This window comes from Mycobacterium sp. MS1601, assembly GCF_001984215.1.
Lineage (GTDB): Bacteria > Actinomycetota > Actinomycetes > Mycobacteriales > Mycobacteriaceae > Mycobacterium.
This window is the reverse complement of the sequence record NZ_CP019420.1, coordinates 1,495,030-1,508,205: the sequence shown is the minus strand read 5'-3', so window position 1 is coordinate 1,508,205 and position 13,176 is coordinate 1,495,030. Positions and strand designations below refer to the sequence as shown.

At 64.3% G+C, this 13,176-nt stretch carries 12 protein-coding genes; 7 read left to right on the top strand and 5 right to left on the bottom strand.

The features are described from left to right. The first annotated feature begins 104 nt into the window (after window positions 1-104). The 6 genes from BVC93_RS07320 (at window position 105) to BVC93_RS07295 (ending at window position 5,088) form a co-directional block, all read left to right on the top strand. Complete coding sequence (locus tag BVC93_RS07320) at window positions 105-1,475, top strand: aldehyde dehydrogenase family protein (RefSeq protein WP_157516812.1); 1,371 nt, start codon at window positions 105-107, stop codon at window positions 1,473-1,475. 10 nt (window positions 1,476-1,485) lie between these two features. Further along, window positions 1,486-1,953 (top strand): hypothetical protein, encoded by a 468-nt coding sequence (locus BVC93_RS07315; RefSeq protein ID WP_157516811.1) that lies wholly within the window; start codon window positions 1,486-1,488, stop codon window positions 1,951-1,953. Continuing rightward, window positions 1,950-3,332: a tripartite tricarboxylate transporter permease gene (locus BVC93_RS07310; protein ID WP_083736583.1), complete on the top strand. Its 1,383-nt coding sequence runs from the start codon at window positions 1,950-1,952 to the stop codon at window positions 3,330-3,332. Before BVC93_RS07315 ends, BVC93_RS07310 begins: the two co-directional genes overlap by 4 nt. Then, a complete protein-coding gene (locus BVC93_RS07305; RefSeq protein ID WP_083736582.1) occupies window positions 3,329-4,234 on the top strand; it encodes a hydroxymethylglutaryl-CoA lyase in 906 nt (301 codons plus the stop codon). The genes BVC93_RS07310 and BVC93_RS07305 overlap by 4 nt, the downstream gene beginning before the upstream one ends. Before the next feature lie 185 nt (window positions 4,235-4,419). After that, the gene (locus tag BVC93_RS07300; RefSeq protein WP_192860219.1) at window positions 4,420-4,617 is read left to right on the top strand and encodes a hypothetical protein; all 198 of its coding nucleotides are present in this window, start codon (window positions 4,420-4,422) and stop codon (window positions 4,615-4,617) included. 51 nt (window positions 4,618-4,668) lie between these two features. Continuing rightward, window positions 4,669-5,088, top strand: coding sequence for a hypothetical protein (locus BVC93_RS07295; RefSeq protein ID WP_083736580.1), 420 nt, complete (start codon window positions 4,669-4,671; stop codon window positions 5,086-5,088). A gap of 14 nt (window positions 5,089-5,102) precedes the next feature. Here the strand turns inward: BVC93_RS07295 and BVC93_RS07290 are convergent, their stop codons facing one another. From BVC93_RS07290 to BVC93_RS07280, 3 genes are all read right to left on the bottom strand, one after another. Beyond that, complete coding sequence (locus BVC93_RS07290) at window positions 5,103-6,212, bottom strand: transporter substrate-binding domain-containing protein (protein WP_236950282.1); 1,110 nt, start codon at window positions 6,210-6,212, stop codon at window positions 5,103-5,105. A 93-nt stretch (window positions 6,213-6,305) separates the two neighbouring features. Next, window positions 6,306-8,093 carry a molybdopterin-dependent oxidoreductase gene (locus BVC93_RS07285; protein ID WP_442929029.1) on the bottom strand — a complete coding sequence of 596 codons (1,788 nt, stop codon included), beginning with the start codon at window positions 8,091-8,093 and terminating at the stop codon, window positions 6,306-6,308. Between the two features lie 229 nt (window positions 8,094-8,322). Further along, complete coding sequence (locus BVC93_RS07280) at window positions 8,323-8,700, bottom strand: heme-binding protein (protein WP_083736577.1); 378 nt, start codon at window positions 8,698-8,700, stop codon at window positions 8,323-8,325. A 162-nt stretch (window positions 8,701-8,862) separates the two neighbouring features. On the opposite strand from BVC93_RS07280, the gene BVC93_RS07275 reads away from it, so the two are divergent. Then, window positions 8,863-9,129 (top strand): hypothetical protein, encoded by a 267-nt coding sequence (locus BVC93_RS07275; RefSeq protein ID WP_236950281.1) that lies wholly within the window; start codon window positions 8,863-8,865, stop codon window positions 9,127-9,129. Window positions 9,130-9,135: 6 nt separating this feature from the next. Here BVC93_RS07275 and BVC93_RS07270 read toward each other — a convergent pair whose 3' ends face one another. Both BVC93_RS07270 and zwf read right to left on the bottom strand, forming a co-directional pair. Next, window positions 9,136-11,808: an MGH1-like glycoside hydrolase domain-containing protein gene (locus BVC93_RS07270; RefSeq protein WP_197687533.1), complete on the bottom strand. Its 2,673-nt coding sequence runs from the start codon at window positions 11,806-11,808 to the stop codon at window positions 9,136-9,138. After that, complete coding sequence (gene zwf, locus BVC93_RS07265; protein WP_083736576.1) at window positions 11,796-13,172, bottom strand: glucose-6-phosphate dehydrogenase; 1,377 nt, start codon at window positions 13,170-13,172, stop codon at window positions 11,796-11,798. Before zwf ends, BVC93_RS07270 begins: the two co-directional genes overlap by 13 nt. Between the last annotated feature and the right edge of the window lie 4 nt (window positions 13,173-13,176).

The window sequence follows — 13,176 nt, the reverse complement described above, 5'->3', positions numbered from 1 at the left end:
GCTATGACACTCGACGTACTGCGTCCTGCGCTGGACGACCACAACTCGCCGTTGCCGCAGCGGTTCGCCCTCGACATCGGCGGTGAACTCCGCGAGCCCACCCGCTGGGTGGACAACATCGACCCGGCCACTGCAGACACCCTGGCCACCGTCGGATCCGCGACCGCCTCAGAGGTCGACGACGCTGTTTCCGCCGCGCGGTCGGCAGCCCCGAGTGGGGCGCGCTGGCGCCCGGTCAACGCGGCACCCTGCTGCGCAGGCTTGCCGACCTGGTGCGCCGCGACGCCGACGTGCTGGCCCGGCTGGAGACCCGCGACACCGGCAAACCCCTGGCCCAGGGCCGCGCTGACATCAAAGCCGCCGCAAGGTATTTCGATTTCTACGGTTCCGTCGTCGAGGGCTTCCTCGGTGACTCGATCCCGCTGGGCCGGAATTCGCTGGCGGTGGTCGAGCACCAGCCGCACGGTGTCACCGGTCACGTGATCCCGTGGAACTACCCGGCGCAGATCACCGCCCGCTCGGTCGGCGCCGCACTGGCGGTCGGTAACGCCACAGTTGTCAAACCCGCCGACGAAGCCCCACTGGTGGCATTGAGTTACGCGCGGCTGGCCCGCGAGGCCGGTTTCCCCGCAGGCGTTCTCAACGTGCTGCCCGGCGGAGCAGAGGCGGGGTCCGCACTGACCGCCCATCCGCACGTCGAGCACATCTCGTTCACCGGGTCGGTGGCCACCGGGCGCACGGTCGCCGCGGCATGCGCGTCACGCGGTCGGCCGTCGCTGCTGGAACTCGGCGGCAAATCCGCCCATCTGGTTCTCGAAGGCGCCGACATCGACCGGGCCGCCCCGGTGATTGCCCGCGCCCTGCTGCTGCATGCCGGCCAAACCTGCACGGCAGGTACCCGGGTCATCGTGCACGAGTCGTTACACCGTCAGCTGGTCGCGGCCCTGGCGCCCTATTTCGAAGCCGCCACGCTTGGCCACGGTCTGTCCGATCCGACTGTGGGACCGGTGGTTTCGGAGCAGCAGGCCAAGAGGGTGCAGGGCTTCTCGGAGCGCGCCCAGGCCGCGGGTGCGGTGATCGCCGCCCGGGCCGCCGACGCCGAGGGCCTCACCGGTTACTTCGTGGCGCCGGTGCTGTTCGACTCGGTGGACCAGGACACCGAACTGTTCGCCGAAGAGGTCTTCGGGCCGCTGTTGGCGGTCACCGCGGTGGGCTCGGACGCCGAGGCCGTCGCCGCCGCCCACAACAGCCGCTACGGCCTCACCGCCGCGGTGTGGTGCCAGGACGTCGACCGAGCGCTGCGCACCGCACGCACCCTGGACGTCGGGCAGGCCTACATCAACGGCTACGCCCCCGGCGGGGGTGTGGAACTGCCGTTCGGCGGCACCCGCGACAGCGGCTACGGCCGCGAGAAGGGCGTCGAGGCACTCCGCGAATATTCCCGCAGCAGAACTCTTTTCATCGACATCGCCTGAGAGAAACATGATGACCAAAGCAACAACGGAGCGGTCCGAGGGCTCCATCGACGACTCCCGGCTGGTCGAGGTCTGGGGTGACACCGTGGATGAACGCCACGTCAAGAGCGCCGTCGCCCTCAGCGTGGTGCTGGCGGTGCCGTCGTTCCTCGGCGCCCGCGCCCTGTTCTCCACCACCATGGAAAACCAGGACCTGGCCCGCACCTACGCCATGCTGGCGGGGCTGTTCGCCTGTCTGCTGGCCGCGGTCATCTCCGCGAAGTTCTTCAAACCCAAGCGCATCGTGACCGAGCGGCAACTCGATCCCGAAGAGCAGATCGCTGCCGCCATGGACCTGGCGCAGCTGCCGCTGGGGCTGGGGACCCTGTCCTCGCTGAGTGAAGCCGAACGCGGCGAGATGCGCAGGCTCGGGCTCTATGACGTGTTCGCCGAGGCCGAACGCCGTCTGGCGCTGCAGAAGGTGGACGAGAAGGCATGACACTCGAGATCTTCGACGGCCTGATGGCCGCGTTGCTCGGCGGCTTGGCCGGGGCCGTCATCTTCTCGCTGCTCGGTTTGGTCTCGGGTACCGACGAGACGGCCACCCTGGCGCCGCTGACATTGGCGGTGGTGCTGTTGGGTGTTCCGCCCGCCGGCGTGCTGGCGTTCTTCATCGCCGGCGCCGCCGCCAAACACATGACCCACGCCGTGCCGACGACACTGCTCGGCATCCCGGGCGACACCATGGCCATCGCCTTGATGGAAGAGGCCAATTACCTTCGCCGCCTGGGTGTCCCACACATCGCCTTGCGCAAGATGATCTCCGCGGCCCTGATCGCGGCGCTGATCGCTGTACCCGTGGCGGTGGGGGCGGCCAGCCTGCTGGCCACGGTGGCCGACGACTTGCGCGCCGTGGTGCCGTACCTGTTCCCCGTCATCGCCGTCGTCATCGCCTATCTGTCCAAGGGGCGTTGGGCGTCGGTGCTGGCGTTGGTGCCGCTGACGGCCATGATCACGGGTCTGAACACCTTTGTGGCCGAGCAGACCGGAAAGACCTTGGCCATCAGCTTTTTCGTCGGCCTGGCGATCGGTCCGATGATCATCGACCTGGTGGGGCTGTCGTCACCGCTGACTCGCCGCTCGCTGGTCCGTGACAAACGGCCGACGTTCTGGCTGGCGCCGGAGATGGCCGAGTCGGGTGGCAGGCGGATGCCGAACCCGCTGACGGTGTTGAACCGCAAGGAGACTCGGGACACCGCGGTGGCGGCCACCGCCACCAGCCTCACCTTCGTGGTGAGCCCGCTGGCCATGGCGATCCTGGTGGGTGACATCGTGGGTGCCAGGGTCAAACACGCCTACCAGCGCCTGACCAGGGTGATCTCGGTGCGCAACGGTGTCACCGACTCCACCTATCTGGCCGAGACGCTGATCCCGCTGGTGGCCATCGGGTTGCCGCTGAGCCCCATCGCCGCCGGCGCCGCCGCACCGCTGTTCAACGCGCCGCCGGTGTTCACCGTCGGTGGACAGGGACAGGAGATGAACAACCTGCACACCATGCTCACCGCGCCGCAATTCCTCATCTTCAGTCTCATCGGTGTACTGCTGGCCGGTCTGGTGGCCTACCCCCTGGTGGTGCGTTACGCCCGCCAGGCGGCGCTGTTCGTGGCTCGACGGTTGTCCCATGAGGCCGTCATAGGGGCGTTCGCCGGTTTGGTGCTCGTCGTCGCCATGTACGAGGGCGGGATCTACGGTGTCATCGTCATGCTGACCGTCGGCCTGGTGGGCGGAATCATGAACAAGGTGATCGGCATGCACGTCGGCGTGCAGTGCATGGCGTACTACGTCTCCGTGCTGTCGGTGCCGGTGCTGCTCGGATGACGGTGTACCCGGAGCCGGGACTACCCAGCCGCGTCACCGTCTACGAGGTGGGTGCGCGCGACGGGCTGCAGGCCGAGAAAGCCGTGGTGCCGACGGGGGAGAAGGTCGCCTTCATCCGGGCGCTGCGGGCGGCCGGCCTGCCCATCGTGGAGGCGACGAGCTTCGTCTCACCGCGCTGGGTGCCGCAGTTGGCCGATGCCGCCGAGGTGCTCGCCAACCTCGGACCGGACCTGACGCCGTATCCGGTGCTGGTGCCGAACCGCCGCGGCCTGGACCGAGCCCTGGAGTCGGGGGCTCGATCGGTCGCGGTGTTTGTCAGTGCCACAGAGTCTTTCGCCAAGCGCAATCTCAACAGCACACGTTCGGCGGCCATCGAGGCGGCACAATCTGTCACCGTGGCTGCGCTGGAGAACGGTCTGACCGTGCGTGGCTACGTGTCGATGTGCTTCGGCGACCCGTGGGAAGGGGCTGTGGCACCGTCGGCCGTCGCGGCGGTGTCTCAGGAGCTGTTCGACGCCGGGTGTTACGAGGTGTCGCTGGGCGACACCATCGGAGTCGGCACCGCCGGACATGTCGCGGCACTGGTCGCAGCGCACGCCGATGTCAGCCGGTTGGCGCTGCACTTTCACGACACCTATGGCCAGGCGCTGGCCAATGTGCACGCCGGACTGCGGGCCGGAGTCAGCACGTTCGATGCCTCCGCGGGCGGCATCGGCGGCTGCCCTTTTGCCGGCTCGGCCACGGGAAACCTGGCCACCGAGGATCTGCTGTGGATGCTGACCGGACTCGGCATCGAGACGGGTGTGAACCTCGAAGCTGTCGTCGACGCGGGGGCCGCGATGACCCGGGCCTTGGGCAAGCCCACCCAGTCGCGGGTGGCAGCGGCGCTGCAACCACGCTGATTGCAACTGCCGACGGTGCGTGCTCACGCTCCCATGGTGGCCCGGGGTGCATCTCGAGCCCCGAACCCGCGTGGGCGCGGAGTCTGATCCAAGAAACTCGCGCTCGGGCACAGGGTGAGTCCGCGGGCACCGATGACCCCACGGTCGCCGACCCGGGCCGCGCCTTGGAACGCAGCAGCCGAATCGTGGGCACCCCGGAGCAGGTGGCCGACAAACTGGAGGAATGGCGCGACGCCGGCATCGCCGGCGTGAACGTCTTCCATGCGGTCCGTCCGCACACCTTCACCGACATCGCCGAACTGCTGTTCCCGGAACTGCCTAAGCGTGGTCTGATCTCGACCGACAAGGTGTCCGAGCCGCTGGCGGTGGCGCACCGAGTCTGAGAGTTCCCCGGTCGGCCAGCGGATGTCGGCCGGGCCTGCCACAGTTGAGCCATGTCCATAAGGCCCGCGTGCGTGCTCACCGCCAGGCGGGTCTGCGCGCTGTTGGCAGTCGCCTCGGCGGTGCTGCATGCGCTGATGCTGGGGCACGCGGGTTCCCTGGCAGTGGCCGTGCTCTTGTCGACGATGCTGGGGGTGTGCCTGTTCTGTGCGTGGGAGCTGTGGCGCGCCGGCTCAATCCGCGCGTGGATGCTGGTGGCGCTGATGAACCTGGGCATGGTGGCCCTGCACCTGAGCAGTGCAGGCCACCGGCACGGTGTCCCGGTTCAGCTCGTGGGCACAACCCCATCGAGGTTGATGGGCACCGCCACCGTGATTGCCGCGGTGGAGGTGGCCGCTGCGATGGCGGTCCTGGTGTACCGCACCCGCGGCCAAGCGAACAGACTCTCCGGTGCCGGCGGTGATCCGGCGTAGGAGCGCGGGCGAACTCAGCCAGCGTCACCTGCGGTCGCCACATCGTCTCCGAACCACTTCTCTTTTATCATGTTGTATGTTCCGTCTTCTCGCATTTGGAACAGCGCCTGATTTATCGGCTTACGCAGCGGGCTGTTGATGTTGAAGACGAAGCCCTGGTTCTCGTCCTGGAAGACCGGTCCGGCCATGACCGCCACCCCCTCACCTCGATGTGCGACGTAGTAACGCAGTACCGGCGCGTCGAACACCACTGCGTCATAACCCTCTTCGCGAAGCAGGTGATAGGCGTCTTCGATGGTGTCGGTTTGGGTGGCCTCGATGCCCATGTTGTGTAGGTAGGCGGCCGCAGTGGTGTCTCGGACGGTTGCGACGGACTTTTCATACAGGTCGGCCGGGCCGGTGATCTTTGCGTCCAACTTGGTGACGGTCAGCGTGGCGCTGAGGTTCGCGGTGTAGAACGAGACGAATACGATGCCGGCGAAGCCCCATAGTATCGCCAGAGCCTTGGTGAAAGTCCTTGTTGCTGACGTGCTTTGACGTCCAACCAGCGATCCGATACCCCAGCCGAAAGATTGGAAGATACCGGGGAAATACGATCGTGAGACCACCGGATTCTTGCTGCGCCGCTCGATCAGCCAAAAGACATGAGTCGGCACGATGCTGACGACTACAGCGGCACTGAGCCACACGAGCATCGTCCAGGACAGCAGTAGGTCGAGGTAGCCACCGAGGCCGGGGACCGACGGTCGGGTGTCATGCACCGGCACGATGATCTGAAGTCCGGCATCAAGAGTCGGTTGCGAGAAATCGAAAGATCGCTCTCGTTCGGAGGTCAACGAGATCGCGCCCACCGCAACATCGGCGCGCCCATCGGATATGGCTGCCAACTGCTCTCCGACATTGGCGGTTTCGACAAACTCGGTGGTCCAACCGAGCCGCAGCGCGACCTCGTTCCACAGATCGATACTGAAGCCGGTCAGCTGACCGCTGCTGTTCTTCATCACAAACGGTTCCAGGGTGTGTACGGCGATGGTTTTGGTTTGTGGATCGCTGTCGAGCGCGGGTTCTGCGCTGGCCGGCGGTGTCCCGGAAACGAGAACAAGCCAGAACACGATCGCGGCCAATACGCGGCTTCGCACACCCAAAACTCTGACACTCCCTGTCTTTGTGATCCCCATGATGGTGGCCGGCGACTTCAGCGGCGGGCCCTTGCGGAGTCAGATCGGCATTCGGTAGCCGAAATACTCGTGGTCCTCGTTGTATCCGCCGTGTCCCTTACCGATGTGCTCGAAGCCCTCGACGAACTCGATGGACTCTATCCACTTGACCTGTTTGAAACCCAGCTCGACTTCATTGCGCAACCGCAACGGTGCCCCGTGGGTTTCGGATAGCGGCGCATCGTTCATCTCGTAGGCCAGGAGGGCCATCGGATGGCGCATGTGTTCGATCTTGTGACAGTCGTAGTAGCGGCCACCGCCGGGTTCCGAACCATCGGCAAAGGAACGGAATACCACCCATTTGGCCGATGGCAACGGCTTGACGATCTGCACGATGTCGGCCATTCGGACGCCGCCCCATTTGGCGATGCCGGACCAACCCTGGATGCAGTAGTGCTGGGTTATCTGCTCGTGTTTGTCCATTGCCAGCAGTTCGGCGTACGGAAAATCGGTGGGATGCTCGACCAATCCATGTACGCGCAGTGTGTAATCAGCCCAGTTGCTACTTTGAAGTCGACGATAGAGCTTGGATGTCGGAAGCGTGCCGTTGGCCCAGAAGTAGGGCGAGATGTCTTTTTCCGAGTAGTTGGCGCGGGGATGAAACCACTCCATCAGCCCCTTGATCCGGCCTATCGACGCTTGGCCGATCTTCTGGACGGCGCGTGGGTGTCGGATGGTGACGGGCGAGGCCAAGAGCCACAACGCCACGATGGCCGACATCGCAACCAGATAGATCGCCAGCGCCCAGTATGACTGGGTGTTGGTACCGAACACGATGTGGTTCAAGTTCCCGATCAGTCCGGTACTGAAGACCATGACGGTGTGAACCACGATGAAAAACACCATCCAGGCCAGCACCAGAAAGTGAATCGAGCGGGCGATCTGCCGATTGGCTGGGCCGCTGCCCAAGCCGAAACGTGCGGCGATTGCCGGTGCCTGCAGCATGCCCGTGACGAAGGCCAGTGGGGCGAAGACGAACACCGTCAGGAAGTAGGCAAGCAATTGCAGCCCGTTGTAAGCCACGAAACCGTCATTGGCCGGGAAGTCCAACGACAGGTACTGCACCAGTGTCGATATCGCATTCGGGATCACGTCCCAGGACTGCGGCACGATCCGTCGCCACTGTCCGGTTGTGAAAAGCAATACATAGAAGATGATTCCGTTGAGCAGCCAGAGAGCGTCGAAAGTGAAGTGCCACCAGCGGGCCAAGCCGATCGTATGACGCACCCCGGGTATGCCGATCCATTTGGGCAGTGACACCGAGTCGTCTTTGGCGGTCCACACGCGGGCCGGCTCGGTCGGATTCAGCCGATCTGCTGGCACGGGTCCGCGCAACCGCAACCAGGCGGTGCCGGGGGTGCTGCCCGAATTGAGGTACAGGCGTGGGTGATCAGCCAGGATCTGCAGACCCGCCCGGATGATGAACATCATGAACACGATGTTGAACAGGTGGCTCCACCGCAGCCAGGCCGGGATGCCGGGATCGATGGCGCCTCTGGTGGCCGTTGTCCCGGGGTAGCGCAGGATGAAGTCCTGCATCCAGCCGAACTGTCGCAGATGCTGGGCAACGGCAACACCCACGATCAACCCGACGAGTGCCAGCGGCACAAGCCACACAGAACTGATCCAGCGTCGCCCGATGCGAATCGACGGGAGGTGGGCGGGCTCGTCGGCGATGCCGCCTGCCCACTCACCCAGCCGGATGCGTTCGCTGGATTGTTGGCTTGGTGCGGGAGTGGAAGCGCCTTCGGTGGAGGTCCCCAAATTTGCAGTGCCGTTGTTTCCCACGCGCTTCACCGTAGCTTGACTGTGGATAAGTGGCGATGGCAACAAACTTCTGCAGCAGCATCCGCATTCGGTTTGGGCCTGCCGCACAGTCGCCGTCCAGCACATCTGGCAAATCAGCGGCATCCGTCAGGAGCCAGGAGCGCCCGTTGTCTTACCTGCACAAAGCCGACAGTTGCGTTGCCACTCCAACGGCCCGAAGCCAAGGGCTGCGGACCGGGCGACGCCAGGATCAGAGAATGTCGACGACGCCGTCGCCATTGGTGTCGCCGCACCGAATCTTGACATCCTGTAGTGGCTTACGAATCGCCTTGAGCTCGCCGGCGACCTGGGGATTGGCGATGAAGTACTCGTCCACCTTGGCTTGCTTCTGATCATTGCCGAGCGGCTGCAGGCTGGTGAAGAAGTCGTTGACCGGAGGATGAGCGAACAGGTACGCCGACGTTGCTGTCGATACGCCGGCAGCCACACCTGCGAGATCGGCAGCACTGCAGTTTGCCGGCGGTGCTGCCGGCTCGGCGACGGCTGACTGTGCAGAGGTGAGGATGACGATGCCGGCGGCCAAGCTCCCCGCGGTACCAACAACTACTCGACGGGTGGTCAGCAACATCGTTCAGCTCCTCCTGCAGAGTGTTAGGTCGAAATGTCACTCTATGCCAGTGAGGTGATTAGCGGTACCGGCATGCCCCCGAACAGTGTGTCGCCGAGGCCGGTTCATGCTGCGCGCGGGCTGGTTCTCCAGGGTTCTCGATCTAGGGCCTATCATCATCGGATGCAACCAAAGGTCGTCAAGATGAAGTCGCGTTGGACAGTCGCAACGTTGCTCGCCGCCGGTGCGATCGGGTGCACGGTGGCTGCACCCCTGGCATCGGCCGAGGAGCCGGACATGCCGTCCTGCACGAATGCGGGCAACATCGTTTCGGGTACTTCGACGGTCTGTCAAAGCCCCGGTAACGCCCAGCTCACCACTTCTCCCGGTGAGCTGGGGGAGACACAGTTCGGAATGTGGCCCTGGGGTGGCGGTATCGGCGTCCTCTGAGGCGTTTCAGCTAGCCGCGGGTCCGTCACCGGCAAAATGCAATTTGCCTCTGAACTGCAGCAGTAGCGCTACGGTGGCGGTCCAGCCGGTTTGATGGCTGGCACCCAGACCACGGCCGGTGTCGCCGTCGAAATACTCATGGAACGGCACCAGATCACGCCAGTGCGGGTCGTTCTGGAAGTACTCGTTGTTCCCGAACACAGGTCGTCGCCCCGCCGGATCGCGAACCACCAGACCGCTGAGTCTTCGCGCCATCCGGTCGGCCACCTCTCCCAGCGTGATCTGAGAGGAGGGGGCAGCTGGGTCAGGGACATGGTAGGTGTCACCGAAGAAGCGGGCGTAGGAGTCGAGCGCTTGCACCAGTAGGAAATTCGTCGGCAGCCATACCGGACCGCGCCAGTTCGAGTTCCCGCCGAACATGCGACTGTCCGATTCGGCGGGCTGGTAGTCCACAAGATAGTCGGTTCCGTTTACGCGGAACGTGTACGGGTTTTCGCGATGAAACCTCGACAGTGAGCGAATACCGTTGGGGGACAAGAACTGTTCCGGGTCCAGTAAGCGTCGCAGGATCGAGTTGAGCCGCTCCTGGTGCACGACGCCGATCATCACGTGGGTGCCGTCCCCGCCGCTCATCGCCAGCCGTACGTCGTCGGCGGTGTGCTCATAGATGCGGGCCAGCGCGTCGAGATTGTCCCGGACGGTTGAGATCACGTCGGTGGCGCCGACGGGAATGGCGACGGCGGCGAACAGTGGCACGATCGCCTGCATCGAGAAGACTTCGAGCGACCGGCTGCTCCCGTCCGGCATCTCGATGACATCGTGGTAGAAGTCGGTCTTGTCATTCCAGAAGCTGACCTGGTAGGTACCTTTCTCCAGCGCGTTGGCGACAAGCCAGATATCCCACACCCAGCGGCTGAACATGTAGGTGTAGCTCGGGTCGTCGTGCGACAGTTCGATCGCCATCTCCAGCAGGTGAATCAGCAGTGCGGCCATCCACGCTGTGCCGTCCACCTGTGCCAATTGCCCGCCGGTTGGTAGTGGTTCGTCGCGATCGAAAACCCCGATGTTGTCCATGCCGAGAAATCCGCCGCCGAACACTCCGCGGTTGGTGCTGTCGCGCTGGTTGAGCCACCACATGGCGTTGAGCGTGGACGAGCGGTAGGCGTTGGCCAGGAAGTCCCTGTCGCCGACACCGGTGCGCAGTCGATCGAGTTGATACACCTGCCACGCCGCCCAGGCATGAACCGGCGGATTGGTGTCACCGAACTTCCACTCATAGGACGGGATCTGGCCGTGCGGGTGCTGTGCGGTGGATCTCTGCAGGACCAGGATCTGGGCTTTGGCGAACTCGGGATCGATGAGTGCCATCGCCACGCAGTGAAACGCGAGATCCCAGGCTGCGAACCAGGGGTACTCCCAGGCATCGGGCATCAGGATCACCTCGGTGACGGCAAAGTGTTGCCACCGGCTGTTGCGTCCTGTCCAGCGGGTTTGTGGTGGGATGGGCTGTCCGGGGTCACCCTTGAGCCAGCGGCGTACCGAGTAGTTGTAGTACTGCTTGCACCACAGCAACCCCGCCAGGGCCTGGCGCTGTACCAGCCGTTCGTCGTCTGTGAGATCCGGCGCCGCGACGTCGGCGTAGAACTCGTCGGCCTCGGACTTGCGGGTCGCCAGTACCGTGTCCGCATCCGTGCCGGATGGTGCTGTCGCGAAACGGACAGTGACGGTGAAGGTCTCGCCCGGCTGCAGAGTTCTGGTCGTGTGTGCGGCGACCTTGCTGCCTTCGGTGGGATGTACTGCCCCGGCGATCCCGTGGACTACGTGGTCGTTGATGCCGTCCTTGGTGGTGGACGACGTGTTCGGTGCGCCGAACAGCAGTTGGTTGTTGGTTTCGTTTTCGCAGAACAGCAGTCGTGGTGTGCTTGAGTCTGATGTGGTGACGCTGAACCAGCGTTCACCGAGGGCTGGATGCCAGGTGCGTGCGGTGCCGGTGCCGTGCGCGGTGATACGGGGTCGCTGTTGACCGATATTCCATGACCACGTGTTGCGGTACCAAAGCTGCGGAAGTATGTGGATCGGTGCGGACTCCGGCCCACGGTTGGTCACAGTCACGCGGCAGTACACATCTTCGGGGCCGTCCTTCGCGTAGGACACCGCGACATCGAAGTACCGTTGGGCCAGCCACTCGTCGTGAAGTGCGTCGAACAGCTCGTACTCGGCCGCATCGGGTCCGCGAGATTGGTTGGTGTGCAGCAGATCCTCGTAAGGAAACGCCGCATGGGGGTATTTGTAGACCATCGCGGCGTAGGCGTGGGTCGGCACGTTGTCGGTGTAGAACCAATAGTCTTTGACGTCTTCGCCGTGGTTGCCGTCGGCGTTGGTCAGCCCGTAGGGACGTTCTTTGAGGATGGGATCGCGTTCATTCCAGAGCGCGACACCGAGGCAGATGGTCTGGTCCAGGTCGCACCAGCCAGCCAGGCCGTCCTCGCTCCAGCGATAGGCCCGGCTGCGGGCGTGGTCGAACGGAAAGTAGGACCACGCCTGCCCATCGGCGCTGTAGTCTTCCCGAACTGTTCCCCAGGCCCGCTCGCTGAGGTAGGTACCCCATCGGCGCCACTGCACCGCACCGGATTTCGCCTCGTCGAGACGGCGGTGCTCAGCAGAGCTCAAGGAAGCCACGGCTGACGCCAAGCTGGATACCCCGCCACCAGATCGTCGGCAGCGGCTGGTCCCCAGGTGCCTGGCCGATAGACCTGCACCGGGGGAGGCGATTCCAGGAGCGGCTGTACCACGCGCCAGGTCTCCTCGACTCCGTCCTCTCGGATGAACTGGCCAGAGTCCCCGCGCATGGCATCACCGAGGAGTCTCTCGTAAGGCTCGGGCGCCTCTTGCAACTGGTCTGCGAAGACCAGCGACAAGTTGACCGGACGAGCGGCGTTGGCGCCTGTCTGCTTGGCGTTGAGCACCAGATCCACTCCCGCGTCGGGGTCGATGCGGAAGATCAACTCGTTGGGTGCGTCGATGGCCGGAAGGAACGGCAGTTCGGGTGGTCTCTTGAAAATCACCCGAATCTCGGTGGCGCGCACGGGGAGTGACTTGCCGGCGCGGATGAAGAACGGCACCCCAGACCAGCGCCAGTTGTCGATGCGGAGTTCAAGAGCGGCGAAAGTTTCGGTGTGTGAGCCCGGTGCGACGCCGTTGACATCGAGGTAACCCTGGTACTGACCGCGGATGTAGCGCGTGGGATCCGCTGGCCGGATGGACCGGAACAACTCGACGCGCTTGTCCCGAAATCCGTCCGGGCCGCCGCTGGAGGGTTCGGCGGCGATCAATCCGACGAGTTGCAACAGATGGTTCTGCACCACGTCCCGCAGCGCACCGACCGGATCGTAGAAGTGGCCACGATCGTCGACGCCGAAGTTCTCGGCCATCGTGATTTGCACTGCCTCTATCCGGTCCCGGTTCCACAGCGGTTCGAAGATCGAGTTGGAAAAGCGGATGTAGCGGATGTCCATCGACGGCTCTTTGCCCAAGAAGTGGTCGATGCGGTAGATCTGCCATTCCCGCAGGTGCGCGCTGAGCTGGTCGTTGAGTGCTTTGGCCGACGAAAGATCATGCCCGAACGGCTTTTCCACCACCACGCGGGCGTTTTCGGTCAATCCGGCACCGGCCAGCCCTTCGACCACACGGCCGAACAGGCTCGGCGGTATCTCCAGATAGAACACCGGATGTGCCCGCCCCGCGATCGCCGAGGCCACTTTGTCGTATGTCGCAGCTTCGGAGAAGTCACCTGACACCATCGACAGCCGGGTCGCGAACCGGGCAAAGATGTCTTCGTCAACGGGTTCGCCAGTGGCCTCGATCGCGGCGCGGGCGTGTTCCCGCAGCGCATCAGCGGACCAGTCGTCGATCGCCACACCGATGACCGGGCAGGTGAGAAGGCCGCGGCGCTCCAATCGGTAGAGCGAGCGGAAGGTCATCTTCCGAGCCAGATCGCCGGTGATCCCGAAGACCACCAGGACATCGGCATGGTGGGAGTTCATCGGT